Origin of the sequence: Streptomyces tatrensis, from assembly GCF_049310065.1 — a bacterium.
GTDB lineage: Bacteria > Actinomycetota > Actinomycetes > Streptomycetales > Streptomycetaceae > Streptomyces.
On the sequence record NZ_JBMDLB010000011.1, the window covers coordinates 5,808,718 to 5,833,259 of the forward strand.

The 24,542-nt window shown below is 67.3% G+C and carries 22 protein-coding genes; 13 read left to right on the forward strand and 9 right to left on the reverse strand.

All coding sequences use genetic code 11. The annotated features are described in order from the left end of the window. Positions 1-82: 82 nt before the first annotated feature. The 3 genes from ACODT5_RS42550 (at position 83) to ACODT5_RS42560 (ending at position 2,806) form a co-directional block, all read left to right on the forward strand. Positions 83-892 (forward strand): class II aldolase/adducin family protein, encoded by an 810-nt coding sequence (locus ACODT5_RS42550; protein ID WP_422524277.1) that lies wholly within the window; start codon positions 83-85, stop codon positions 890-892. Between the two features lie 102 nt (positions 893-994). Next, positions 995-2,251 carry a hypothetical protein gene (locus ACODT5_RS42555; protein ID WP_422524278.1) on the forward strand — a complete coding sequence of 419 codons (1,257 nt, stop codon included), beginning with the start codon at positions 995-997 and terminating at the stop codon, positions 2,249-2,251. Between the two features lie 75 nt (positions 2,252-2,326). Beyond that, positions 2,327-2,806, forward strand: coding sequence for a DoxX family protein (locus ACODT5_RS42560; RefSeq protein WP_422525201.1), 480 nt, complete (start codon positions 2,327-2,329; stop codon positions 2,804-2,806). Between the two features lie 8 nt (positions 2,807-2,814). Here ACODT5_RS42560 and ACODT5_RS42565 read toward each other — a convergent pair whose 3' ends face one another. From ACODT5_RS42565 to ACODT5_RS42590, 6 genes are all read right to left on the reverse strand, one after another. Continuing rightward, complete coding sequence (locus ACODT5_RS42565) at positions 2,815-3,285, reverse strand: NUDIX domain-containing protein (protein WP_422524279.1); 471 nt, start codon at positions 3,283-3,285, stop codon at positions 2,815-2,817. Next, positions 3,285-3,995, reverse strand: coding sequence for a DUF5919 domain-containing protein (locus ACODT5_RS42570; protein WP_422525202.1), 711 nt, complete (start codon positions 3,993-3,995; stop codon positions 3,285-3,287). Before ACODT5_RS42570 ends, ACODT5_RS42565 begins: the two co-directional genes overlap by 1 nt. 546 nt (positions 3,996-4,541) lie before the next feature. Next, positions 4,542-5,129 (reverse strand): recombinase family protein, encoded by a 588-nt coding sequence (locus tag ACODT5_RS42575; RefSeq protein WP_422524280.1) that lies wholly within the window; start codon positions 5,127-5,129, stop codon positions 4,542-4,544. A 308-nt stretch (positions 5,130-5,437) separates the two neighbouring features. Beyond that, positions 5,438-6,985: a recombinase family protein gene (locus tag ACODT5_RS42580; RefSeq protein WP_422524281.1), complete on the reverse strand. Its 1,548-nt coding sequence runs from the start codon at positions 6,983-6,985 to the stop codon at positions 5,438-5,440. Between the two features lie 82 nt (positions 6,986-7,067). Beyond that, on the reverse strand, positions 7,068-7,292 hold the full coding sequence (locus ACODT5_RS42585; protein ID WP_422524282.1) for a hypothetical protein: 225 nt from the start codon (positions 7,290-7,292) through the stop codon (positions 7,068-7,070). Further along, entirely contained in the window at positions 7,279-8,673 is a 1,395-nt protein-coding gene (locus ACODT5_RS42590) for a PspC domain-containing protein (RefSeq protein WP_422524283.1), read from the reverse strand. Before ACODT5_RS42590 ends, ACODT5_RS42585 begins: the two co-directional genes overlap by 14 nt. 131 nt (positions 8,674-8,804) lie before the next feature. On the opposite strand from ACODT5_RS42590, the gene ACODT5_RS42595 reads away from it, so the two are divergent. From ACODT5_RS42595 to ACODT5_RS42620, 6 genes are all read left to right on the forward strand, one after another. Next, positions 8,805-10,100, forward strand: coding sequence for a PspC domain-containing protein (locus tag ACODT5_RS42595; RefSeq protein ID WP_422524284.1), 1,296 nt, complete (start codon positions 8,805-8,807; stop codon positions 10,098-10,100). Then, a complete protein-coding gene (locus ACODT5_RS42600; RefSeq protein ID WP_243333471.1) occupies positions 10,097-10,792 on the forward strand; it encodes a LuxR C-terminal-related transcriptional regulator in 696 nt (231 codons plus the stop codon). The genes ACODT5_RS42595 and ACODT5_RS42600 overlap by 4 nt, the downstream gene beginning before the upstream one ends. Positions 10,793-10,852: 60 nt before the next feature. Further along, the gene (locus ACODT5_RS42605) at positions 10,853-12,106 is read left to right on the forward strand and encodes an AAA family ATPase (protein ID WP_422524285.1); all 1,254 of its coding nucleotides are present in this window, start codon (positions 10,853-10,855) and stop codon (positions 12,104-12,106) included. Beyond that, on the forward strand, positions 12,106-12,822 hold the full coding sequence (locus ACODT5_RS42610) for an RloB family protein (protein ID WP_422524286.1): 717 nt from the start codon (positions 12,106-12,108) through the stop codon (positions 12,820-12,822). The genes ACODT5_RS42605 and ACODT5_RS42610 overlap by 1 nt, the downstream gene beginning before the upstream one ends. Before the next feature lie 84 nt (positions 12,823-12,906). Then, positions 12,907-15,555 carry a type I restriction-modification system subunit M gene (locus ACODT5_RS42615; RefSeq protein ID WP_422524287.1) on the forward strand — a complete coding sequence of 883 codons (2,649 nt, stop codon included), beginning with the start codon at positions 12,907-12,909 and terminating at the stop codon, positions 15,553-15,555. Beyond that, positions 15,545-16,738 (forward strand): restriction endonuclease subunit S, encoded by a 1,194-nt coding sequence (locus ACODT5_RS42620; RefSeq protein ID WP_422524288.1) that lies wholly within the window; start codon positions 15,545-15,547, stop codon positions 16,736-16,738. The genes ACODT5_RS42615 and ACODT5_RS42620 overlap by 11 nt, the downstream gene beginning before the upstream one ends. A gap of 122 nt (positions 16,739-16,860) precedes the next feature. On the opposite strand, the gene ACODT5_RS42625 is transcribed toward ACODT5_RS42620, so the two are convergent. Both ACODT5_RS42625 and ACODT5_RS42630 read right to left on the reverse strand, forming a co-directional pair. Continuing rightward, positions 16,861-17,208 carry a hypothetical protein gene (locus ACODT5_RS42625; RefSeq protein WP_422524289.1) on the reverse strand — a complete coding sequence of 116 codons (348 nt, stop codon included), beginning with the start codon at positions 17,206-17,208 and terminating at the stop codon, positions 16,861-16,863. After that, positions 17,208-17,525 (reverse strand): hypothetical protein, encoded by a 318-nt coding sequence (locus ACODT5_RS42630; RefSeq protein ID WP_422524290.1) that lies wholly within the window; start codon positions 17,523-17,525, stop codon positions 17,208-17,210. The genes ACODT5_RS42625 and ACODT5_RS42630 overlap by 1 nt, the downstream gene beginning before the upstream one ends. Positions 17,526-17,843: 318 nt before the next feature. Between ACODT5_RS42630 and ACODT5_RS42635 the strand changes: the two genes are divergently transcribed. The 4 genes from ACODT5_RS42635 to ACODT5_RS42650 all read left to right on the forward strand — a co-directional run bounded on the left by ACODT5_RS42635 (position 17,844) and on the right by ACODT5_RS42650 (position 23,398). Next, positions 17,844-18,638, forward strand: a complete 795-nt coding sequence (locus ACODT5_RS42635) for a helix-turn-helix domain-containing protein (protein ID WP_422524291.1) — start codon at positions 17,844-17,846, stop codon at positions 18,636-18,638. Beyond that, positions 18,631-18,852 carry a DUF397 domain-containing protein gene (locus ACODT5_RS42640; RefSeq protein ID WP_422524292.1) on the forward strand — a complete coding sequence of 74 codons (222 nt, stop codon included), beginning with the start codon at positions 18,631-18,633 and terminating at the stop codon, positions 18,850-18,852. The genes ACODT5_RS42635 and ACODT5_RS42640 overlap by 8 nt, the downstream gene beginning before the upstream one ends. Before the next feature lie 147 nt (positions 18,853-18,999). Next, a complete protein-coding gene (locus ACODT5_RS42645; RefSeq protein WP_422524293.1) occupies positions 19,000-22,611 on the forward strand; it encodes a type I restriction endonuclease subunit R in 3,612 nt (1,203 codons plus the stop codon). Between the two features lie 4 nt (positions 22,612-22,615). Then, complete coding sequence (locus ACODT5_RS42650; protein WP_422524294.1) at positions 22,616-23,398, forward strand: M48 family metallopeptidase; 783 nt, start codon at positions 22,616-22,618, stop codon at positions 23,396-23,398. 309 nt (positions 23,399-23,707) lie between these two features. Here the strand turns inward: ACODT5_RS42650 and ACODT5_RS42655 are convergent, their stop codons facing one another. After that, positions 23,708-24,475: a hypothetical protein gene (locus tag ACODT5_RS42655; RefSeq protein ID WP_422524295.1), complete on the reverse strand. Its 768-nt coding sequence runs from the start codon at positions 24,473-24,475 to the stop codon at positions 23,708-23,710. Positions 24,476-24,542 lie beyond the last annotated feature (67 nt).

A 24,542-nucleotide genomic window follows, 5' to 3' on the forward strand; every position in this document is an offset into this window, starting at 1 on the left:
GCCGGGGAGCGGCGGCCTTGTCGCGTGTATGGCCTCTTGGCCCGCCCGCCGGTACCTTGCGCGCGACCTTGGAGGAGGAGCCATGTCCGAGCAGCCGGCCAGCGTATCCGCACCCGCACCCGCACCCGTGCCCGTCGAGCGGCTGGGCTTCGAGATGCCGCCGGTCTTCGCCACCGCCGGGGAGGAGCGCGCGCACCGCAAGGAGCGGCTCGCCGGGGTGCTGCGGCTGCTGGGGCGGCTCGGGTACGAGGACGGGGTGGGCGGGCATGTCAGCGCCCGGGACCCGGAGTTCGAGGACTGCTACTGGGTGAACCCCTTCGGCCGGGCCTTCGGCGGGATCGGCCCCGAGGACCTGCTGCTGGTCGACGGGGAGGGGCGGGTCCGTCAGGGGGAGCGCAGGGTCAACCAGTTGGCCTTCGCCGTGCACGCGGCCGTCCACCGGGCCCGGCCCGCCGTGGTGGCCGTCGTCCGCACGCAGGCCCCGTACGGCAGGGCGCTCGCCGCGCTCGGCGAACTGCTCGCCCCCGTCACCCAGGAGGCCTGCGCCTTCTACGAGGACCACGCGCTGCTCGACGAGTTCTTGGGCGGCGGGGCCGCGGGAGAGGGGGACGCCGGGCGGATCGCGGGCGCGCTCGGCCCCTACAAGGCGCTGGTCCTGCGGAACCTCGGGCTGCTGACGGTCGGCGACTCGGTGGAGGCGGCCGCCTGGTGGTTCATCGCGGCGGAACGGGCCGCGCAGGTGCAGCTGATCGCGCGGGCGGCCGGGAAAGCGGTGCTCATCAGCCACCACAGCGCCCTCGCGACCCGGGAGCGGTTCGGGTCCGATCTGGCGGCGTGGGTGAACTGTCAGCCCCTGCTGGAGGCCGCGGACGCGGGTGCGTCAACATCATGAACGGTTAATCACCTGCTCTGACATCGTGCGCAATCCGGAACACTGCCGCAGTGGTGCACAATTCGCTGGCACTGCACCGTAGTTCAGAGAGGCGGCACGTTCGTGGCTGTCCAAGAGATGTCCAGAAGCACCCATACCGCGGCCTGTGCCTGCGAGGACTGCACACGAGAGGGGCACCGCCGCGCGGTCGCAGCGTTCCTGGAGAAGCGCGACGAGTTCGCCTCCGGGCAGGGGGTGCCGGCCGCCGTGGCCCACTCGCTGGGAGCCTCCCGGCAGTGGGTCTCCGACGAGCTGACCCTGTCGGCCCGGACGGTCGCCGACCGGGGCCGGGAGGCGGGCAGCTCCTGGCTCTACCTGTTCTCCCGGCGGGCCGTCCTCGCCGTGTGGATCGCCGCGGGGGTGCTGCTCCTGGTCCAGGTCGGCACCGCGCTCGGCACCGGCTGGTCCACGACGCGCACCGCCGGGCTGCTGGCCGCGCTCGTCCTGGCCGCCCTGCTGACGGTGGCGGCCCGCGCGCAGACGCTCCGGGGCGGTCTGCTGGCCCCGCTGGTCGGCGAGGACAACCGGCTGTCCACCTCGAAGACGGTGCCGAGCGCCTGGCTGGTGCTCACCGCCTTCGCGACGCTGCTGCCCGCGCTGCGGCTCGCGGCCTCCTCGCCGGGACCCGAGCGCCAGGCCCTGTACGCGGGACTCGCGCTCGACCGGGCGCTGCCGCTGCTGGCGGTGCTCGGGCTGACCTCGGGGGTCGCGGTGCTGGTGCGCCGGGTGGTCTCCGTACGGATCATGGGGCAGCGGCTGCAGAAGCTGCCGGCGGACCGCCCCACCGGGGCGGACCTGCTGACGGACGACGCGGGCCGGGGCTCCTTCCCGGACGCCCAGTACGTCCTGGTCTCCACGGTGGTGCTGGCCTTCGCGGGGGTCTCGCTGGCCCGGTTCCCGGACCGGCTGCCGGCCCTGCCGTGGGCGCTGGCGCTGCTGGTGGCGCTGTCGGCGGCGGTCTACCTGGCGGCGAAGTACGCGGAGGGCAGCCGCCCGCTGGTCCTGTCGGTGGTGCGCAGACGCGAGCCCGGGGATCTGGACGCGGCGATCCGCCCCGGGGACGACATCGAGATCCGCGGCGTGGGCTTCGTCCCGCCGGGGGCGCAGACGCCGGAGATGCTGGCCCGGCTGGTGGTCCGGGTGGGTGCGGTCCATGTGCACGTACCCCTGGTCCCGGTGGCGGGCGGCTTCACCAACCCGTCCGACGCCGTGCTGACGGTGCCCGTCCCGGCGGAAGTGGAACCGGGGCGGATCGAGATCCAGGTCGTCACCGCCGCAGGGGTGGAATCAAACCGGTGCACCATCGACGTGGCGGAGTGAAGCGGGTACACATAGCGCGTGACCCGAACTGACGTCCCCTCCGGCGCCCCTGACGCTCCTACCGGTCCGAGCCGCCTGCGCGACCTGCGCGACCTGCGCGAGCTCGCCTCCCGGCACGCGCTCCTGCCCCTGCGGATCTTCCTCGGCGTGACCTTCGTCTACGCCGGCCTGGACAAGCTGACCGACTCGGCGTTCCTCAGGGCCACCGGCAGCGGCTCCATCGGCGAACTGATGAACGGGGTGCGCGACACCTCGGCGATCCCGGCCCTGGTGGACCTGGCGCTCAGGGCGCCCGTCGGTTTCGCCGTGGCCCTGGCCATCGGGGAACTCCTGGTCGGCCTGGGGGTCCTGGCCGGGCTGCTGACCCGGATCGCGGCCGTCGGCGGGGCCCTGATCTCGCTCAGCCTGTGGCTCACCGTGTCCTGGGCAGTGACCCCCTACTACTACGGCAACGACCTCCCGTACATGTTTTGCTGGGTGCCGCTCGTGCTGGCCGGGGCGCCCTACTGGTCACTGGATGCCCTGATCAGGCGTAAGCGGATGGCAACCACCTGAGGATGGTGCTACCCGAGGTAGGGGGTCTTTCGGTCCTCCAGAAAGTGAGCCAGCCTCAGCCGTTGCGTGTGGTGCATGTCCAGGGAGTCGAGAGCTTCAGGGTCCACCCAGCGGAGTTCCAGAGACTCGTCCGAGACGGCCAGGGTCCCGCCCACCGTGCGGGCCCGGAAGCACACGTTGAACTGTCGGCGTACTTCTCCGTCGGTGTACGCGATGACGTGCCGGGGGTCGGTGTACGTCCCGACGAGCCCAGTGATCTCTACGTCGAGGCCGGTCTCTTCCTTGACCTCTCGGACGGCCGTTCCGGGCAGACTGTCGGTCATCTCCATGCCTCCGCCAGGCAAAGCCCACAGACCGCTGTCTGAGCGCCTCTGAAGCAGGATGCGGCCCTTGTCGTCGGTCACCACGGCAGATGCCGCTACAACCATGCTGTTCGGCTTTGGGGCGTCCGGATCATCAAAATACTCAGTGCGTGCCACTAGCTGACCTCCTGGGCCGTCGACCACACGGACTCAAAGCTCTCGGCGTAGGTGTCGAACATGGTCCCGCCCTCAGCGCGTCGCAGGTGCCACACCGGCGCACCGTATGCGTTCACGCCCCACACATGGGCATTGACCAGGGCTTGGTCGTCGGCCCTGTAGATCGAGTTGTAGAGCGTCGTTCCATGGGTCCTGATCTCCACGCCGGAGACGTCGACAAGTGACCGGTAGTGAAGGAGCGCCAGCCGGCACCGCGATTCAATGCCGTGCCCGAACCTCTCCTCCTGGCCCCGGAGTTGAACGTTTTGCGAGTCGGCGTCACCCAGGCAGATGCGCACTCGGCATCCGGCCTCCGCCCTCTCCCTGAGTAGGTCATTGAGCCGGGGATACGCCTCATGCAGGAAGACGGCCGCATAGACCAGGACATCGACCCGCTCTTGGGCTGACGACAGAAGGTCGACGAACACCGATACGGGGAGGTCTGCCCGCTGCTCGTAGAGGGCCACCAGTTCGGGACTCACGGCCCGTGCCGACCGAGCCTGCCTCAACGCGGGCCACAGCGCGTGTATGTCCTCCCCCAGGGCCTCGGCAGCCTTCATAGCGGTTGCCCTCCGGGGCACTCTCCCGAGGTTCACCCATCGCTCAACACTCTTGGGGTCAACTCCAGAGGCTTCAGCAAGAGTCGAGTGTGTCCAACCCCTGGAAGTCATCGTTGCCCGCAGGCGCTCATTGCCAGCCATAGGGACGTTCTACCCCCATCAGGACGTCCCAGAGTGGGGAATGTACGAGGTTCCCCCGTCCTGGCTGCCGGCCGGACCATGAAGCCTCTCAGCGAGGGAGAGCAGAGGGCCGGACGTGGTGATCCATGCAGCAGCAGATACAGACGCAAGCCAGTGGGAGTACGTGACCTATGCGCCCAGGGGCGAGAGATGCCCAGCTTGCTTGAAGCAGATCAAGCCCCTTGAGCGGGTACGTCGTGGCCGCTTCGAGCGCCAGCCAGGCGCACCCATCGTGGTCTATCGCCACTACGAGAAGTGCTCGACGTGATCACGGCGCGAGACATCGGTTTCAGGGTGAAGGATGCGGCCGGACGGATCGGCATCCTGCGTGATGTCATCCCTGACTATGAGGACCCATCGGAACCTCCACAGGAGCGTCGCAAGCGGCCTGTGGCCTTTCTGGTGCCTGAGCATGGGGGCCGTGAGTGGCAAGTCCCTCCCCGGGCGGTTGAGCGGGTTGACACCTGCGAGCCTGCCTCAGGTGCTCTCATCGAGGTACCGGTACAGGGTGGCCCTTGAGACTCCAAGCGCCTTGGCGATGGCGCTGACGCTTTCCCCCTTGCGCTTCCGCGCCTTGGCCACCGTGAGCATGTCGTCAGTGATGACTGTGGGACGTCCGCCAGTTCGTCCCTGAGCCTTGGCCGCTTCCAGCCCGGCCTTGGTGCGCTCCCGAATGAGAGAGCGCTCGAACTCCGCCATGGCTCCGATTACTTGGAGCATCAGACGGCCGTCCGGAGTGTTCGGGTCGATGTTTGCCAGTGCGCCGGTCAGTACTTTGAAGCCGATGCCTCGTTCTGCGAGCCCGTCCACCATTGCCACTAGGTCGATGAGGGACCGCGCGAACCGGTCCAGCTTCCACACGCAGAGCGAGTCGCCGTCCCTGAGGTAGTCCAAGGCTGCCTTGAGTTCCGGCCGCTCCGTGTTCTTCCCTGACGCCTTGTCGATGAAGGTCCGAGAGCATCCCGCAACTTCCAACGCATCGAGTTGTAGCTGTGCCTCCTGAGAGTCGGTCGAGACCCTGGCGTATCCGATCAGGTGGCCTGTTGTCCTACCGGGCATCGTCATGCCGACGCAGTCTCACAACTCGTCTCAGAACCTCAAGGGGTTGGGCCATGTTTCGAGACGGGTTTTGAACACCCTCCTGTGATCTGTCCGGGGTAACGCTTGGTAAATGCCTACCCTGCGGACCGCCGGGGCGCCTTCAGTTCATGCTGTACGGGTTTCCTGGGCGTCTTGACCTCTTGGTGTGATCCCGATCTCGGTTTCCTGGGTTCCGTCCGAGGATCGCTCAAAGGACACGTACATCTATTTTGAGGGGTTCTCTATATCTAATGCCTGATAGCGCTGGGCCCCCTTCGGGGCCCAGATGCTTCTCAGTGGACCGTGAACGGCTGGCTCAGGTTTCCTAGGTCCACCTCTGCACCGAAGTCGATGGTATTGGAGATTCCCTTGACGACTGGGTTCAACCGGACACTGATTCCCGCCTTGAGCAGGTGACGTGTCCTCTCGGTGTCGTTGGCTTCGTTCCGCTCCCACATGTGGCGGAAGGTCTCACCGGTATCCCGGTACTCGTACCTATCCGGCTTGTCTCCCTCGGCCGCCAGGGAGTCATGTTCCTCGTAGAGGGCTGCAACCTCTTCCTCGGTGGACTTCTTGGCGAAGCCGGACGAGTTCTTGCCTCCGGGGCGGATGGACCTCTGGAGTTCTGTTACGTACTCCTTGATTTCCTGGAGCCTCTGCGAGTTATTTGAGCCCTTGACGTAGTGACGTTCGTGCATGGGGAAGTCTCCGATGACTCCCAGCACCATGCTCTCTACGATCTCCCTCACCTTCTCGGCTCGGAAGGCGTAGCCCTTGCCACAGGACTCCCGGTTGGCTGACTTGTTGCAGCGGTAGACGGGCTTACCCTGCTGCCTCTCCGGGTTGAAGAGGTACAGGTTCCCGCCGCAGCCGCCGCAGAGGACGACGCCGCGATAAGCAGTCGTGTTCTTTGTGGAGCGACGGCCGGCGCTGGGACGCCCATTCATTTCATCCTGGAGCTTTGTCCATTCTTCGCCTGTGAGAATCGGGTCTGCCATCCGAATCTTCCCCTCAGAAGTCAGGATCGGTTGGGATGTCCCGTACTTCTTTCCGGGAACCTTCACCTCCTCGCACTTCCAGCCGAGGATGGATTCGGACCTCAGAATGGTTGTGACGGTGCGGCTCCGCCAGATCGGCAGTGGATCACCATTGTTCTTCCGGCGATTGGACATCCTCTCGCCTCCGGGAGACGGAATCCCTCTGGTGTTGAAGTCGTCACAGACGGCCGAGTAGGGTTCTCCGTCCTCGACGACCCGCCTGTACATCTCCCGAATGACTTCCTTCTGATTCTCTCGAACTCGGAGCCTCATGGCTCCGTCGGTGTCGCGGAAGGATTCGTAGCCGTAGGGCGGCTTTCCCTTGGCCCAGACATTCTTGGATTTGGCGTAGCTCTGGAATGACTTGACTCGCATCGAGATGTTCTGCGCTTCAGTCTCGGCAATGGCCGCGAACAGGTCGATAATGACGTGTCGAAAGGGGCCGACCATGTCGAGTACCGGTTCCTTGGCTGATACCAAGAACTTGCCGCCGTGAGCGGTCGCCCATTTGATCATGTCTTGCATGTCGACGACTTTGCGGACGAACCTGTCCATCTTCCAGAAGAGCAGTAGATCGAATTCAGGTGCCCGATTGTTGAGCCATTCACCGAGTTCTGGTCTCTCGAATGGATGAGACTTGGTGGCGGAGATGTGGGCGTCTTTGGCTACGCCCACAACCTGCCATCCGAGGTGCTGCCTCTCGGCTACGTAGGCCATGCAGTCCTGGAGCTGGCGCTCCAGCGAAGTGGACGCGTCGGTCTCGTTGCTGATCCTGAGGGCGATCAGTACACGCACAGGCTTCATGGCAAGGGACCCTATAACAGCAGTACGCCAGTGACCTGATCTACCTCATGGCCTGGACCCCGCTGATCCTCGCCGGGGCGCCCTACCTCTCGCTGGACTCGCTGATGCCCTCCCGCCGGTCGCGGCGGACGGCGTAGGTCACCAGTCCGGCGACGGCGGCGAAGGCGAGACCGCCCGCCGTCATCATCAGGACGAAGAACCAGGGCGGGTCGGCCTCGCCGGCCGCGCCGAGGAGGTAGAGCACCCCGGCCGCCATCAGGACCAGTCCAGCGATCAGCCGTCCCGGCTGGAACTCATGACGCCGCACGGGTCACCTCCACCTGTCCCACACCCGCGCTGAGGTGCAGCTCGATCGTGCCGCCCGCCTCGGTGCCGGGGGAGGGCTGCAGGGTCACCCGCCGGAAGGCGTCGCGGCCCTGGATGCGTATGTGGTCGCTCGTATCGCCGGGCATCTGGATGTCGCCCAGCTTGATGAGCGCCTCCGTCTCCGCGGTGACCTCCCTCGGGAGGATCACCCGCAGCCGGCCCGCGTCCATGGAGGCACGGACGACCACGGTCGCGCCCTTGGGCACGTCCAGGCGGCTGAGGTCCAAGGTGGCGAGCCCGGTGCCCGCCTCGTAGGACGGCGCCACGTCGGCCACCGCGGCCGGCCGCCAGACGACGTCCTTCCACTCGGTGCCGATCTCCTTGGGCAGGGCCACCGCCCCGGCCAGCAGCCCGGCGGTGATCACCGAGAGCAGGACGGTGCCGAAGCCGGTGCGGCCCTTGACCGAGCTCACCGCCAGCCCGAGGCCGAAGACGGCGAGGGCGGAGGCGAAGCCGACCTGCAGGGCGTGGCTCAGGGTGCTGCCCTCCCAGACCGAGGCGGTGGCGACGACCCAGGCGAGCAGGGCCAGCACGAACACCCGGCCGCCGATACCGCCCCGCGACTCCCTGCGGACCTGCTGCGCGTACTCCGGGGCCGCGGGCGCGGCCGGATCGCCGCCGGGGCCGGAGGGGACCGAGTCCTCGGGGCCCCACAGGTAGCCCGTCGAGCCGACCGGCCCCGTGGTGCCGTCCTTGACCAGCGGATCCCGCCACCAGGACGGGCCGCCGGGCACGGGCGGCGCCTGGGTCTCGGGCGGCGCCGGACTGTGCGCGGTGCGGTGCCCGGTGCGGGTGGCCGCCGGGTACACGAACTCGGCGCCCGGCCCGGCCTGCTCCTCGGGAGCCGCGCCGGGCCCGCTCCGCCGCCGCTGCGACCAGTACGCCGCGGCGCCCAGTGCCAGGACGGCCAGGACGGAGAAGACCGCCAGCCCGCCGTTGTCCAGCATCGACAGGAACAGGGCGCAGCCCACCAGCGCGGCGAAGACCGCCGCCAGCGTCGAGCCTTCGACCCGGCCGGTCAGCAGCTTCTTCGCCTCGCTGTCCTCCTCGCCCTCCTGGGGCAGCAGCAGCCACGCGAAGCCGTAGAAGATCAGACCGACGCCACCGGTGACGGCGAGGACGCCGAGCACGATCCGGAAGATCACCGGGTCGAGACCGAAGTACCGGCCCAGACCGCCGCACACGCCCGCGAGCACCTTGTCCCGCTTGCCGCGGCGCAGGGGAGGGCGCTCGGCGAGCGGCGAAGCGGACCCGGCGCTCGCGCCGGCCGCGCTTCTGCCGGCTCCTGCGTCCGGCGGCGGGGAATCGTGTACTTCGGTCATGCGTACATGGTGACGGTCCGCCGCCGCCGCGGGCATCCGGATCTACCCTGGCGCAACCCTGATATCCCCCCGAGAGAACTGGGGGGCTGCCCTGATGCCACGGCCGCCGCGAGCGTGTGACCATCGGTGACATGCCCGTAGCAGCCGCCCCACGCACGCCGTACGCACCGGACTCCGACGAAACGCCGCAGCGCAAGCTCTACCGCAGCGCCGACGGCCGGATGCTCGGCGGAGTCGCGCGCGGCCTCGCCGGGCACCTGGGCCTGCCCGTCGTCTGGGTCCGGCTCACCTTCCTCGGCCTGTTCATGTGGGGCGACGGCCTCGGCATGCTGCTCTATGCCGCGTTCTGGGTCTTCGTACCGCTCGGCGTCGGAGGCCGCAGCGGCCACCGCTCCTACTTTGACACCCTCCCGGACGGCACCCGGCGGCTGCGCAAGCCCGAGCGCGGCCAGATCCTCGCGCTGATCGCGCTGTGCGTCGGCGCGGGCATCTTCATCTCCCAGGTCCAGGTCGGCGGAAGTTCCGGACGGTACGTGTGGCCGACCCTGCTCGTCGGCGCCGGCGTAGTCCTCGTCTGGCGCCAGGCCGACAACGCCCGCCGCGCCCACTGGAACGCCGCGGCCGGCCGGCACGCCCGGCTGCTGCAGGCCGCCCGCGCACTCGCGGGCGTCGCCCTGGTCGGCGTGGGCCTGACCGTCTTCATAGTGGTCCGCGGCTCCGCCGCCCAGCTGGGCAACGTACTGACCGCCACCCTCGCCGTCCTCGTCGGCGTCGCCCTCCTGGCGGGACCCTGGCTGATCCGGATGACCCAGGACCTCTCCGAGGAGCGGCTGATGCGCATCCGCGCCCAGGAGCGCGCCGAGGTGGCCGCCCACGTCCACGACTCCGTGCTGCACACCCTCACCCTGATCCAGCGCAACGCCGAGGACGCCGGGGAGGTGCGCCGCCTCGCGCGCGCCCAGGAGCGGGAGCTGCGCAACTGGCTGTACAAGCCCGAGGGCACCGGCAAGGACGAGGGCGAGGAGCCCACGACGCTCGCCGAGGCCGTGAAGAAGACGGCCGCCGAGGTGGAGGACCACCACGGGGTCCAGATCGAGGTGGTCGTCGTCGGCGACTGCCCCCTCGACGAGAAGCTGGCCGCACAGATGCAGGCCGCGCGCGAAGCGATGGTCAACGCCGCCAAGTACGGTGGCGACGGCGGCCCCGTCCAGGTGTACGCCGAGGTGGAGGGCCAGACGGTGTTCGTGTCCGTACGGGACCGCGGACCCGGCTTCGACATCGACGCGGTACCGGAAGACCGGATGGGCGTACGAGAATCGATCATCGGCCGGATGCAGCGCAACGGCGGGACCGCTCGACTGCGGTCCGCGCCCGACGGCGGCACGGAAGTCGAGCTGGAGATGGAGAGGGCGGCGAAAGCAGCATGACCGAGGACAGCGCGAGCACCGGCGGCGTGACCAGGAGGGTCCGGGTGGTGCTCGTCGACGACCACCGGATGTTCCGCACCGGGGTGCAGGCCGAGATCGGCGAGACCGAGCGGACCGGGGTCGAGGTCGTCGGCGAAGCCGCCGACGTGGACCAGGCCGTCACCGTCATCACCGCCACCCGGCCCGAGGTGGTGCTCCTCGACGTGCACCTGCCCGGTGGCGGCGGCGTCGAGGTGCTGCGCCGCTGCGCCCCGCTGATGGGCGCCGTCGAGGACCCGGTACGGTTCCTGGCCCTGTCGGTGTCGGACGCCGCCGAGGACGTCATCGGTGTCATCCGGGGCGGCGCCCGCGGCTACGTCACCAAGACGATCACGGGCACCGACCTGGTGGACTCGGTCTTCCGCGTCCAGGACGGGGACGCGGTGTTCTCGCCGCGCCTCGCGGGCTTCGTGCTCGACGCCTTCGCCTCGACGGACGCCCCGCCGGTCGACGAGGACCTCGACCGCCTCACCCAGCGCGAGCGCGAGGTGCTGCGGCTCATCGCGCGCGGGTACGCGTACAAGGAGATCGCCAAGCAGCTGTTCATCTCGGTCAAGACCGTGGAATCCCACGTCTCGGCGGTACTGCGCAAGCTCCAGCTCTCCAACCGCCACGAGCTGACCCGCTGGGCGACGGCCCGCCGGCTCATCTGACCGTCCAGTAGGCGTATAAGCGATCTCGCGACTACTCTGTGCGCGACGAAAGGAGGAAGCATGCTGCTGGGATTCCGCACGGCAAACGTACGGTCGCTGCGTGACGAGCAGGAGCTTTCCTTCGTCGTACCGCAGGACGAGGAGTCGGACACCGCGAGGACGGTGGAGCTGTCCGATGGAAGGCAGCTACGGGTCTATCCCCTGCTTGGCATCTTCGGTGCGAACGCTTCGGGTAAGTCCAATGTGATCTTCGCGCTGAAGAAGATGCGCGAGGCTGTCCTCAACTCCTATGCGCAGTGGACTTCGTACCAGGGGATTCCTCGCGACGTATTCGCTCTCGATCCGAAAGCAGCTGAGGAAAGCGCCTTCTACGAGGCGAACTTCGTCCTCGACGACGGAGTTCGCTGGACCTACGGATTCGAACTGGGCCCCACCCGAGTGGAGTCCGAGTGGTTGCACGCCTACCCCAAGGGGCGGCGGCAGGAGTGGCTCGACAGGGACGCCTCGCGCGAGAAGGTCTTCAACTTCCCGAACGACCGGATTCAGGACCGCGCGCTGCTTGCCCGGACGACCCGCCCGGACGCACTCTTCCTCTCCCGCGCAGCCAACGACAATCACCCGCAGCTCACCCGGATCTACCGCTGGTTCCAGGAGAACCTCTGGGACGTCACCCCGGAGACAGAGATCGCGCAGCGCGAGGCTTTCACCGCGGGCAAGCTGCTCGATGAACAGTCACGCGAACGCATTGAAGAGCTTCTGCGGGTCGCCGACCTGGGTATCACCGGGGCCGAGGTCGAGCGACGGCCAGGGAAGGCGCCCGTGGTCCGGCTCCTCCACGCCGGTGAAAACGGGGAGTCTGTCTCCCTCGACTGGGACCGCGAGTCCTTCGGTACTCGTTCCTGGTTCGCGCTGATCGGCCCGCTCCTGTTGGCTCTGGACAAGGGTGCGGTCCTCCTGATCGACGAGCTGGATGCGAGCCTTCACCCGCGTTTCGCGGCGGAGGTGGTGCGGCTCTTCCAGGCGTCGTGGGCCAACACCAAGGGCGCTCAGCTCGTGTTCACCTCCCACGACCCTTCGCTGCTCAGCTCTCCCCGTGGTGGGCGGCAGTTGGAGCCGGGCCAGATCTGGCTCACGGAGAAGGACAAGCAGGGCGCTACGGAGATCTATCCGCTGAGCGACGTGGGGCCGGGCGCGGAGGAGGACCTCACGGACTCCTACCTCGCGGGTGCCTTCGGGGGTGTGCCGCGCATGGCGGCGGGGCAGATCGGGCGAAAGTTGCTGACGGCACGGGCACAGGGGGCGGAGCAGGCCTGATGGCGAGGGACAAGGGGAGGGACAATCCGGGGCGCGCGAAGAAGGTGCGACCGGAGGAGCGTCCGCGCGAGGTGTACGTCCTCACCGAGGGCGAGGTCACCGAGCCGGGTTTCGTCGAGTTCGTACGTGATCACGGCGCGCCCGCACAGCAGGGACGCAGCGTGGAGATCCTCTTCAAGAATCTGAACGCGCCGACCAAGCGTCGCAAGCCTCTGCCCCTGGTGGAGGAGGCCATCCCCTATGTCGCGACGGCTGAGCGTGCGGCACGGAAGGCCGGGCTGGAGGAAGGCGACTGGAACTGGCCGCAGGTCTGGTGCCTCTTCGACCGCGACCAGCACGAGGACGTCCCGACCGCCTTCGCCAGGGCGAAGAGGGCGGGTGTGAAGATCGCCTACTCGCACCCCTGCTTCGAGCTGTGGCGGCTGCTGCACTACCAGAACTACACCAGCACCTTCGGCGGTGTCTGTGACAGCGCCGCGGCCCGCTTGAAGCAGCAGCCCGGGTTCGTGCAGACCTACGGTCCGAGCATTCAGAGCGTCTCCCCGGAGGCGGCGAAGCGCGTGATGCCGGACCAGGTCCGTGACAAGTACAAGAAGGCCCGTGGGTTCGCCAAGCAGCTGAACGCTCGGCACAAGGGGCCGGACCAGAACAAGTGGGACCCGTACACCGACGTGGTCAGCTTCATCGAGGACGGTCTGGGCGTCATCGACTACTGATCGTAGAGCGGCACCCCCGTATCTCCCGAGGCCGTAGGCTTCCCGGTGCAACCGGACTAGCCAGACGCAGAGGGAGTGCCCTACGTGGCCAAGCTGACGCTCGCGCAATTGGAACGCCATCTTTTCGCGGCGGCGGACATCTTGCGCGGCACGATGGACGCTGCGGAGTATCGCGACTTCATCTTCGTGCTGCTGTTCCTGAAGCGCGTCAATGACGAGTTCGAGGCCGCGCGTGACGTGATCATCGCCGAGGAGCGGGCGGCGGGCGCCTCGGAGGAGGACGTCCAGGACGAGGCGGAGGCGTACCAGAACTACCGGCTGCGCGGAGTCCTGTACGTACCGGAGGCGGCCCGCTGGGAGCGGCTCGCCGGCGCGGTCGACGAGGTCGCGACGCACTACCTCCAGCCAGCCCTCAACGAGCTGGAGAACCAGGAGGGCAACGGCGAGCTGCGCGGCCTGTTCAGCCACGTCAACTTCAACCGCATCGGCGGGGGCGGGGGCGGGGGCAAGTCCGCGGCGGACCTGGCCGACAAGCGGCTGGCGGCGCTGATCGAGCACTTCGGCAGCATCCGGATGCGTGGCGAGGACTTCGAGTTCCCGGACATGATCGGTGCCGCGTACGAGTACCTGATCAAGGACTTCGCGGATACGGCGGGTAGCAAGGGCGGCGAGTTCTATACCCCCCGTGCGGTGGTCCGGATGATGGTCGAGCTGGCCCGGCCGACGGCTGGAATGCGGATCTACGATCCGTGCGTGGGCTCGGGCGGCATGCTGATCCACGCCAAGGAGTACATCGACGAGCACGGCGGCGATTCCGGGAACCTGTTCCTCGCGGGCCAGGACGCCAACAGCGGCTCCTGGGTCATGGCCACCATGAACATGCTCTTCCACGGTGCCAAGTCCTTCTCCCTGAAGACCGGCGACACCCTCACGAATCCGCTGCACCCAGAAGGCAACTTCGACCTGGTGCTCAGCAATCCGCCGTTCTCCATGGACTACAAGCAGACCGATGTACTGCACCTGAAGTCGCGGATGCCGTACGGGGAGGCGCCCGAGAAGGGCAAGGCTGACCTGATGTTCCTCCAGCACATGCTGGACATGGTGCGGGGGAAGGGCGGCTCGGTCTTCACCGTCATGCCGCACGGGGTGCTCTTCCGGGGCGGCGGCGAGCAGCGGATCCGTACGGCGCTACTGGACGCGGACCTGATCGAGGCGGTGATCGGTCTCGCTCCGAACCTCTTCTACGGGACTGGCATCCCCGCGTGCGTGATCGTGCTGCGGGCACCGGGCCACAAGCCGCAGGCGCGGCGGGGCAAGGTGCTCTTCATCAACGCCGATCGCGAATACCACGCGGTGCGTGCGCAGAGCATGCTGCTGCCGGAGCACGTCGAGAAGATCGTCTCCACGTTCCACGCGTACGCGGACGTAGAGGGCTTCGCGAAGGTCGTCGACCGTTCGGAGCTGGCGGAGAACGCGGACAACCTGAACATCCGCCGGTACGTGGACAACACGCCGCCGCCGGAGCCGCAGGATGTGCGGGCCCACTTGGTGGGTGGCGTGCCGGTCGCGGAGATCGAGGCGAAGAAGGACCTGCTCGGTGCCTACGAGGTGAACGCGCTGGAGCTGTTCGCGGCGCGGGAAGGCGACCCGGAGTATGTCGACTTCCTGCCGGAGGGCGAGCGGCCGGACGCGGCGCGGCTGACTGAGCTGGCGGCCAAGCGGGAGGCGGTGTTGTGGGAAGCCTTCGAGGAATGGTGGAAGTCCGAAACGGAACAGATCGCGCTGCTGGCCCCTGCCGAAGGCGACGACCGCACGGAGGGCGAACGCAAGGCCCAACTGGCACGGCTGCGCGCGGACTTGATCACCTCGTTCCGCACCCGACTCCTTGAGGTCGGCCTCCTGGACCGGTACGCCCTGGCGGGCGCGGTCGCCGGCTGGTGGCACGAGGCGAAGTACGACCTGATGGCGCTCTCGGTGACCGGGTTCTCCGGGGTCATCGACGGCTGGGTCGAGATGGTTAAGACGATGCTCGCGCCGGAACCGAACCCGAGCACGGGCGGCAGCCGCAAGCGCTCGGCGGCGGAACGCCGCCAGGCGTACGACCACAAGGTGGTCGCCGTCATCGCCCCCGACTTCCTCACGGAGCTGGCGGAGGCGGACCGGGTCAAGGCGGACCTCGACGCGCGGGTGAAGACAGCCCTGGACGCGGAGGCGGCCCTCGCGGCGGCGAAGGCGGCGGCCGAGGCGGGCGACGAGGACGCGGAGGTGGACCCGGAGCTGGCGAAGGCGGTCCTGTCTCCGAAGGACCTCGCGAAGCTGAAGAAGGACCGCACGGCGGCGGGCAAGGTCGTGACCGAGCTGGAGGACGATTTCTGGCCGATCGAGTCCACGCGCAAACCGAAGCCGGCGGAGGCTGAGTCGGGTGACGTCCAGGAGTTCCTGCTGGATATGCTCCCGGACCGTGATGACGCAGAGGAGGTACTGCCTCGCCTCATGCGCGCCCGTCGGGCCCTGAGCGAGAACGACGAACGACGTGCTGTCCTCGGCATTCTTCGCGCTGACCTCGCGAGCAAGCTTGAGGGACATACGGTGCGCAACCGACGTGAGTTGGTGGAGTCGTTCCACGTATGGGAGGAGAAGTATGCGGTCTCGATGCGGGCGATTGAGGCCAGCCAGACCCAGGCATTTGAACAGCTGGACGGATTCCTGAAGGAGCTGGGGTATGTCAGATGAACCGTATGCAGAGGTTCCCCTGGGCTATTATCTGGATGGCGCAATCCGCAATGGGATCTCCCCGCTGGAGACCCAGGCCTGGACGGGCGTGCAGATGCTTGGACTTGCCTGCCTGACGCCAGATGGCTTCCAGCCGCGACAGCTCAAAAACGCCCCAGCGGGTTTCTCTGCTCGACATCCTGCGGTACTGGATGATGGCGCCCTGCTGATCAGCAGGGCGAATACGCGTGGCCTGGTCGGGCTTGCTGGTGTCTATCGAGACATTGGCACGCCATGCATATATCCGGATCTGATGATGCGCCTACGGCCCTCGCGGGAGTGCATTCCTGAGTTCATGGAGCTAATGCTGCGCTCAACTGGCGTCCGTCGCCGCATTATGGCTATGGCGCAGGGTACATCAGAGAGTATGGTGAAAATTTCCGCAGAGATGGTGCGCAGTTTGTCGGTGCCGCTCGTTTCGCTGGCTGAGCAGCGGCATATCGTTAAAGTGCTCGGGGCTGTATCGGCGGCAGAAAACTCTATCGAGGCTTCGCTGGCCAAGCTGTCGCTTGTTGAAGATGCGATGGCGTTGGATCTATTGGGTCGGCTTCCGGCGGGATATGGCACATCAACCATCGGGGACCTTGGTGCGGTAGTTACTGGAATGACTCCACCCATCGAGTGGGATGCCCTGGATGGATGTAATGGAATTCCCATGATTACGCCGTCGCAAGTGTCGAACATAGGTGGAGTCGCGGGCTTCTCGCGGATGATTTCCCCTGGGTATCGACAGGGTGTGCGTGGCGTCGCGCGTGGTGCAACTCTTGCTGTGTGTATCGGGTTCGGGGTGGGGAAAGTTGGTTTTGTCGAATTTGACTGCTGCACGAATCAACAGATCAACTCCGTCATTCCATATTCGGGAATGGACTCACGCTATGTCTACCTCGCCGTAGCGAAAGCCATGCGACTGGCCCGTGAGCGTGTCAATCTTCAGGTCACGCCGATCATTAACAAGACGGAGTTCTCTGCGCTTTCAGTCGAAGTTCCGGAGTTGGCGGAACAGCGCCGCGTGGCGGATGCGGTCTGGGCCGTCCGAAGCTCTCAGGAGCGTTTGAGGGTGGAGCTCGGTAAGCTGCGCCAGCTCAAGGAGGGCCTCGCGGACGACTTGCTGACCGGCGAGGTGGGGGTTTCCGACGTCGGGTAGGTGGGCTATGGGTCCATCGGCAGGCTCCAACCAGAGGCTGGTGGGGCGGGGGCCGCCGGCATTGCCCTGTCACGGCAGTCCCCGCCTCTATTCGCTCCGCCCGTTGCCGGGCCAGGGTCGCGTCAGTCAGCCCGGTGCTGGATGGCTGGATGGCGAACAGGGTCGCCGTTCTCGTAGGGGTCGTAGGCGGTAGCAGGCAGGCGCGCGCCCCGACTTTCCGCGACGCGGTGGACGGCGCCGAGGGACTCGGTCAGCTGGAGCGCCAGGAGGTGGAGTTCCCCCGGCGTCCACTTGAGCTCGGCGAGCACGCACTGCGCCTCGTCCAGGAGCTCGGCCGCCATGGCGAGCTGGTCCACCTCCATGCGGTCGGCCAGGCGGGAGACGTGTCCCGTGCCGTCGCCCACGAGATAGCACGGCTTGCCCTCGGGGCTGGTCCAGGGGAGCAGTCGGGCGGTGTAGTTCGAGTCCATCAGGCGACCCCTACCCCGTGGATGTTGCGGGTGTCGAGGTCGATTCCGTACGTGGCGAACCACAGGTTCCGCCGCCGCTGTCGACACAGCCGTTCCTCCTCGCGGCAGCGGGGATCGTGCGTGCGTAGACGCCGAGGCGTGAGACGGGAGTCCTCGCCCCGGAAGGCCGGCACGGTGTGGGCGGCGGGCTGCCCCATGGCCTTCGGCGCCGCCGGAACAGACGCCGCGATCGGCGACGCGGCACACCGCCGCCATCGGCGTGCAGGGAAGAGCAGCCTCAGCAACTGCTCGAAGACTTGGGCGATACGGTGGTTCACGTCGACCTGCTTTCTTCAGGTTGGCCACGCCCCCGGGCCGTTGACGCGGTCGCGGGGGTCCTTCGCGTGTGGTCTGTCTGTCTTGTTGTGCGGGACCGGGCGGTCCCCGTGGTGGGCGCAGGAAGCAGCACTCCAGGTCCACGAGGGCGCCTGACGGAGTTGTGCGTCCCTGGCCGCCTAAATGGGAGGCTCCCGGGCGCGCCGCCGCCAACGCCCACCCCTCCGGTGTGTAGCGATCTGCTCACAGGCTGAGACCGTGCGAGCTAGGCTCGCTAGGGGGTAGAGGGTGACAAGGCTTTTGTCACAAGGGAGTTGCCCATGAGTAATACCTACGGTGACTGGCTGAGGGCTCAGCGGGAAGCGGCGGGGCTGACGCAAGAGCAGCTGGCCGAAGCGGCGGTCATGACCCGTTCGCACATCTCGCACATCGAGGCTGGCCGACGCGTCCCGTCCAAAGAGGACGCGCGCCGCTTGGACAAGGCGCTGAACACGGGAGATGTGCTCAGCAGCTTCCTGCCGCATGATGATGTGGCGGTCGCCGACTACTTCGAGCCTGCGCGTCAGCTCGAACAACAGGCAACGATGATCCGTGAGTTCGCGCTGTCCTTCGTCCCGGGCATTCTTCAGACGGAAAGGTACGCGCGTGCGGTTCTGCGTATCGGCTTCCCTCCTGTGAGTGAGGAGGAGCGTGACAGGACCGTTGTCACACGGCTTGAGCGCTCGAAGATCCTCGCTGACCCGGTGATGCCCGTAGTGTGGGCGCTGCTGGACGAGGCAGTGTTACGTCGCCCGATCGGCGGCCCGGATGTCATGGCTGAGCAGATCATGCACGTCGTCCGCCTGGCAGAGGATGAGCGCGTGCGTGTACACGTGGTGCCGTTCGGACTGGGGGGTCATCCGCTGATGCAGAGCATGCTGACGCTGATGTGGTTTGAGGATCAGCCCCCGGCGGCCTATTCCGAAGGTCTGCGCATGGGCAAGGTGCATGACTCTCCGGCCGTGGTCGAGCAGCTCCAGGGCGCTTACGATCTCGCACTGGGCGACGCACTGCCGCTCAAAGAGTCACTTGCCCTGATGCGGGCGACAGCGAAGGAATTCGGACACCATGACTGAGCACACCATCCCGGAAGCCTCCGAGCTGAGCGGCTGGCGCAAGTCGTCTTACAGCGGAAACGAAGCGGGCAGCTGCATCGAAGTCCTGGACGGCTACCCCTCCGGCGTCCCTGTCCGGGACTCCAAGACCCCCCAAGGCCCCGCCCTGCTCTTCCCGCCGGATGGCTGGTCCTCGTTCGTCGATGCCGTGAAGGCCGGGGAGTTCCCCGCCTGAGCCACCTGAAAAGCCGCGAAAGATCACAAACCCCACCTGGCCCTCACTGGGGGCTTTGGCTTGACCTGGCTCCTCCCTTGACCTCCTGTCGCAGAATAGGCAGACGGATGATCAGCTGCACGGTTCAGGGGCAGAGGGGCGCGGGGGATGGTACGGAGCGCGGTCGAGCGGGACGAGGTCGAGCTGCCCTTCATTGCGCAGCTCAAGGCGATGGGCTGGGAGCACGTACACGGCCCCGATCTCGATGCCGACGAGCGTGCGTACCCCGGCGACGTACTCCTGACCAAGCGCCTCACCGCCGCCTTGCAGCGAGTGAACCGGCTGCCCGGGACCGACGACCCATGGATGACGAAGGCCGAGGCCGAGCAGGCTGTCGACGACATGCGGCGGGCCGCCCGGAGCGTGGCCGTGCAGTCGTTGCTCAAGGCCAACGGGGACGCGACCGCCCTGTTGCTGCGCGGTATTCGGATGGATGGGCCGGGGAACAAGGACTTCCTCGTCCAGTACGTCGACTGGGAGTGGGAGGGGCTGGAGGACGAAGAGATCCTGGCGCGGAATCAGTTTCTCGTAGTCGACCAGTTCCGCGTTCGGAAGGCCGACGGCAAGGACGCCGTCCTCGACCTGGTGCTGTTCGTCAACGGAATCCCCATCGCCGTCGTCGAGTGCAAGAGCCCGGAGCGCAAGGACGCCATCGGCGATGCCATCCGGGACCTGCGCATGTACGCCGGCCAGCCGCTGGACACCGATGGGCGGGCGGCGGCGCAGATCCGTACCGGTGTACCGGAGTTGTTCGCCCCCGTCCAGCTGCTGATCGCCGCCAGCGGCGCCACCGCTGCGCTCGGCACGATCTCCTCCGCCGAGGAGCACTACGCGGTCTGGCGCAGTGTGGAACCGGACTACCCCGACGAGGGCGCTCTGCGAGCAGAGCTGGAGGCCGGCAGGCTCCTGCGGGGTGACTCGAAGCTCACCGGGCAGCACAAGCTGATCGCTACTGTCCTCAAGCCCCGCAACCTGCTGAACATCATCCGGCACTACGTTTTCGAGCTGCCCGTCAAGACCAAGGAGGGCGAGCCCCCGCTCACCGTCAAGGCGGTCTGCCGGCACCAGCAGTACCGCGCGGTCGAGAAGATCGTCCGCAAGCTGCGTACCGCCCGCAAGCGTGGTGAGGCCGGTGCCGAGGACGATGAGCGCGGCGGTGTCATCTGGCACACCCAGGGCTCCGGGAAGAGCCTCACGATGTCCTTCCTGGCTCGACGCCTGCACATGAGCCGGGATCGGGAGCTGAACCGCTTCACCCTGCTCGTGGTCACCGACCGCAAGCAGCTCCAGCGGCAGCTCTCGGCCGCCGTGCAGGTCAGTGGCAGCCCGATCCGTATCGCCAAGTCCCAGACCGACGTCGAGGGGATGCTGCGGCGGGCCGGGAAGCCCGGTGGCCGGGCCGTGATCTTCGCGATGATCCAGAAGTATCTGGGCCGGGTGCCCGGCTTCATCGGCGAGACGGACGGCGATGACCGGGACTTCGGCGAAGAGCTGCGGCAGGCGAAGGACCGTATCGCCGCGGGCGAGGACCCGCAGGAGATCACCGATCCGACGCCGGATGAAGCCACCACTGAAGCGGTCAGACGGAGATTCACGGAGTGCAGCACCGATCCCCACGTCCTGGTGCTGGTCGACGAGGCGCACCGCTCGCACACCTCCGTGCTGCACGCATGCCTGCGGGATGCAGTGCCCAACGCCGCCCGGATCGGATTCACCGGAACGCCGATCATGAAGGGCAAGCTGACCGATACAGGCCGGATTTTCGGCCTGGATCCCGGCAACACCTTCCTTGACTCCTACCGGATGACGGAGGCCGAGAAGGACAAGGTCGTTGTCCCCGTCCGGTACGAAGGGCGCACCGGACCCGCGGAGATCAGAGGGAAGGAGGGGATGAACGAAATCTTTGAGGACCTCATCGCCTCCGCACCCGAAGAGCATCAGGACGAGGCGCGTAAGGGGACCAAGCCCACGAGCCGCGACGTAGCCGAGTCCTTCCCCATGATCCGGGCGAAGGCCGCGGACATGCTCGCGCATTACGTGCGGGGGCCGCTCACCGGCGGTTTCAAGGCGCAGATCGCAGCCGTCAGCCGACGCGCGGCCGTGTACTACCGCGCCGCCCTCCGTGACGTCCGTGCCGATTTGCTCGCCCGGGTGCGCAACGAGTTTGACCCCGAGGAGCTGCGCGGCAAGAAGCCCGAGGAGTACACCCAGGACGAGCTCCTCCTGCTGCGCGCCTGGCAGTACCAGGAAGTTCTGCGCCGCATGGACTTCGTACCGGTGATCTCGGAGGGTGACGAGCGTAAGAGCGGCGCGTGGCGGGAGTGGACCGACGCGAAATTCCAGGAAGAGCACATCGAGCGGTTCCTGGAGCCGTTCCCCGAGCTTCCGCCGGACAATCCGTGGGTGATCGAGCACCCGGTGGAGACCGACCCGCTGCCGGGCGGCACCGTCGGATTGAACCCCTGGAGCGACGGCTCCCTGGAAGCCCCCGCCGAGAAGCCGCCGATCGCCTTCCTGATCGTGAAGTCGATGCTGCTGACCGGCTTCGACGCCCCGATCGAGCAGGCGCTGTACCTGGACCGTCCGATCCAGGATGCCGAGCTGCTCCAGGCGGTGGCCCGGGTCAACCGGCCGGCCCGCCTCAAGCGCGAGGGCCACGTCGTGGACTACTACGGTGTACTCGACAACCTCGGCGTCACCCTCGCCGCGTACCGCGGTGACCCGCCCGTGCTCGCCGGGGTGCGGTCTCTGTCCTCGGAAGTACCCGCGATGCACGGGGCGGCGACGCACCTGCGGCGGTTCCTCAAGCAGCTGGGCACGGGCGGGCTGGATGGTCCCGGGCGCATGGCGCGCGCGATGCTGGCGCTGCACGATCCTTTGGAGCGGGCCGAGTATGACCGGCTCCTTGGTGAGTTCCTAGATGCCATGGAACGCGTACTGCCGCACGAGGCGGCCCTGGAGCTGGTGCCGTATGCCCGCCGCTGGGCACAACTTCAGCAGCGGGTGCGCAGGCACTATCGCGACGAGGCGGATGGAACGTTCTCGATGCGCGGCTACGGGCGCAAGGTACGGGCCCTGATCGCCGAGCACCTGACGCTGCCCGAGATCACGCAGGCCATCGCGCCTGTTTCGATTCTCGATCCCGACTTTGACGAGATCGTGGGACGTATTCCGAACGTGCGCGAGTCGGCTGCCGAGCAGGTGCAGGCACTGCGCTACCACCTCCAGGAACGCCTCGAAGAGGACGAGCGGCCGGTATACCGCACGCTCGCGGAGGACTTGCAGAAGGTACTGGACGAGTTCGAAGGGCGCTGGGAGGACATCAAGCGGGAGCTCGGACCGCTCGTCGAGCGGGCCCGGCAGGCGGAGCAGGCCGACCCGACCGTGTCGGACCTGACCGCGATGGAGCGGCGGATGTACGCGAAGCTCTCCGACCAGCTGACCGCGCACCCAGCCTTCGACGTGCCCGACCAGGAGGTCCTGCGCACTTTGGCAGTGGGTCTTTCCGACCTGATCTCGGCGCACGTGTCGCGCGCGTCCTGGGCGGAGCAGGAGACGAGCCTGGACGACCTGCAAGTGCAGATCTGGAACTTCCTGAAGAAGGAGCGGATCCGGCCCAAGAACGGAGGGCTACCGCAGCTGACGATCCTGTCCAATTCACTTGCCGGGTTCGCGCAGCAGCACGCCGCTGCCTTCCGCTCGGAAAGGCGGGGACAATAGGGGGGTGCCTGATTCGCCCCTGCCGAAGACTTCCGCCCCGCTGCTGCTCAGCGACGGGCAGGAGCTCTCCGTCGACGGCCGGGTGCTCCGGGTACGGGTGAGCTCCCGGCGCTCGAAGCTCGGATTGACGGTGGAGCGGGACGGCTCCCTGACTCTGAGGGCACCCCTGGTCTGTGAAGCCGATCGAGCCGAGGCGTTCGTGCGGTCCGGCCGGCCCTGGATCGACGGCAAGTTGCGGCTACGTGACCAACTGAGGCCGGTCCATCCGACCCGTGGCTTCATCGATGGTGAGACGTACCGATACCTGGGGCGCGAGTACCGGCTGCTGCTGGTCGAAGAACCAGGCGCGTCGGTCCGCCTGTCCGCCGGGCGGCTGCGGCTGGACAGGGCCACGGCCGCGGACGTACAGCTGGCCCGCCGTGCCGTCACTGACTGGTACCGCAGGGTGGGGCTGAGCTGGGCGCAGGGGCGGCTTCAGCCCTGGGCAGCGCGCATGGACGTAAAGGAACCCGACGTGACCGTGCGGGACGTGGGGCGCCGCTGGGGTACGTATCGGCCGGGTGATACGGATAATGGCCAGATGGCCCTGCACTGGGCGGTCTTCCAGCTGCCGGCGCAGCTCGTCGACTATGTGATCGCTCACGAACTGGCGCACATCAGGGTGTCCGGGCACGGCCCTGACTACTGGCGGCTTTTGCGGCGAGCGATCCCGGAGTGCGAGCGCCTCAAAGAGGAGCTGGACGAGATGGGCCGCAGGGTGTGGCTGGGAGATGTTTCCACAGGCTGATGCCTCAGCATCGATATGCGGATCACGGGACGTATGCCCCTGTGACCTACACCGCAGTCGGCGGCACCGGGAACCCGGGGCGGCACCGGGAACCCGGGCGCGGCGTGGACCCGCTCTCCGTTGCCGTGATGAGCTTGACGGGGACGCTCCTCTTCGCGGCGGCGATCGCGCTGACCGCGATAGGCCCTCGCACAGAACCCGATCCCGGTGCACGCGGAGATGGTCATCGGCGACCATAACCTCGAATCGTGGTCGAAGCAGCTGCCGAAGACCATTGACTTGCTGAGCAAGACGGTCAAGACGCCGCAGTCAGGGCTGAGCCTTACGGGGATACAGCATGCTGTTGGGGTGCCTGGGCAGATTGCCCGGCCCCATCACCCGGTACCCCTTACCGCCGTTGTCGAGAGTGGCGCTTCCCAGTTCCCCTTCGGATACCCACGTCACCGTGACGGAGAAACGTACGTCGCCCTGGACGGAGCGCAGATCGAGCACGAGCTGTTCCGGGTCGTTGGAAGAGACCTTGAACGGGAAGCCAATACCGGGCTTCGTGACGCCGCCGGGCATCCGGACGACGCCCGGCTTCACCGAGACGGGATGGGCGGAGAAGTCGACGTCGAACGGCCGGGGGTCCATCCCGCCACCGCAGCCCGATGCGTCGATCACCTGCCCGGTACCCGGGAGGGGGTCGGTGGCCAGGACGTCCACTCGCACACCGGTGACGACGATGCTCTGGCTACTCTTCGTCTGAAGGGTCACGTGCACGGATACGTCGCCCGCCTTGGAGTCCGCCACGGGGACACCCTCGCGGCGAAGCATGTCGGGCTTCGCCTTCAGCTCGTCGAGGCTCGCCGCGGAATAGCGCGGCACGCAGCCCATCGGCCCGTCCGAGTACAACTTCACTTCGGGCGGGCCGGAGAACAGCCCCAGGACCCAGCTCCAGCCGCCGGGAAGCACAGTAGTGACGACGACCAGCAGAGCGGGGAACAGGACGGCCGTCACCCAAGCCTTCTTGTCGCGAATCGGTGAACCACGCGTATCGTTAACCAGATTGTTCTGCCAGCCTCGCAGTCTGCGCACGGTCGGACTCGACGGGCGTCTCACCCTCTGCGCTGCCATGACCACTCCTCCCCTCGTGTCGGGCCAT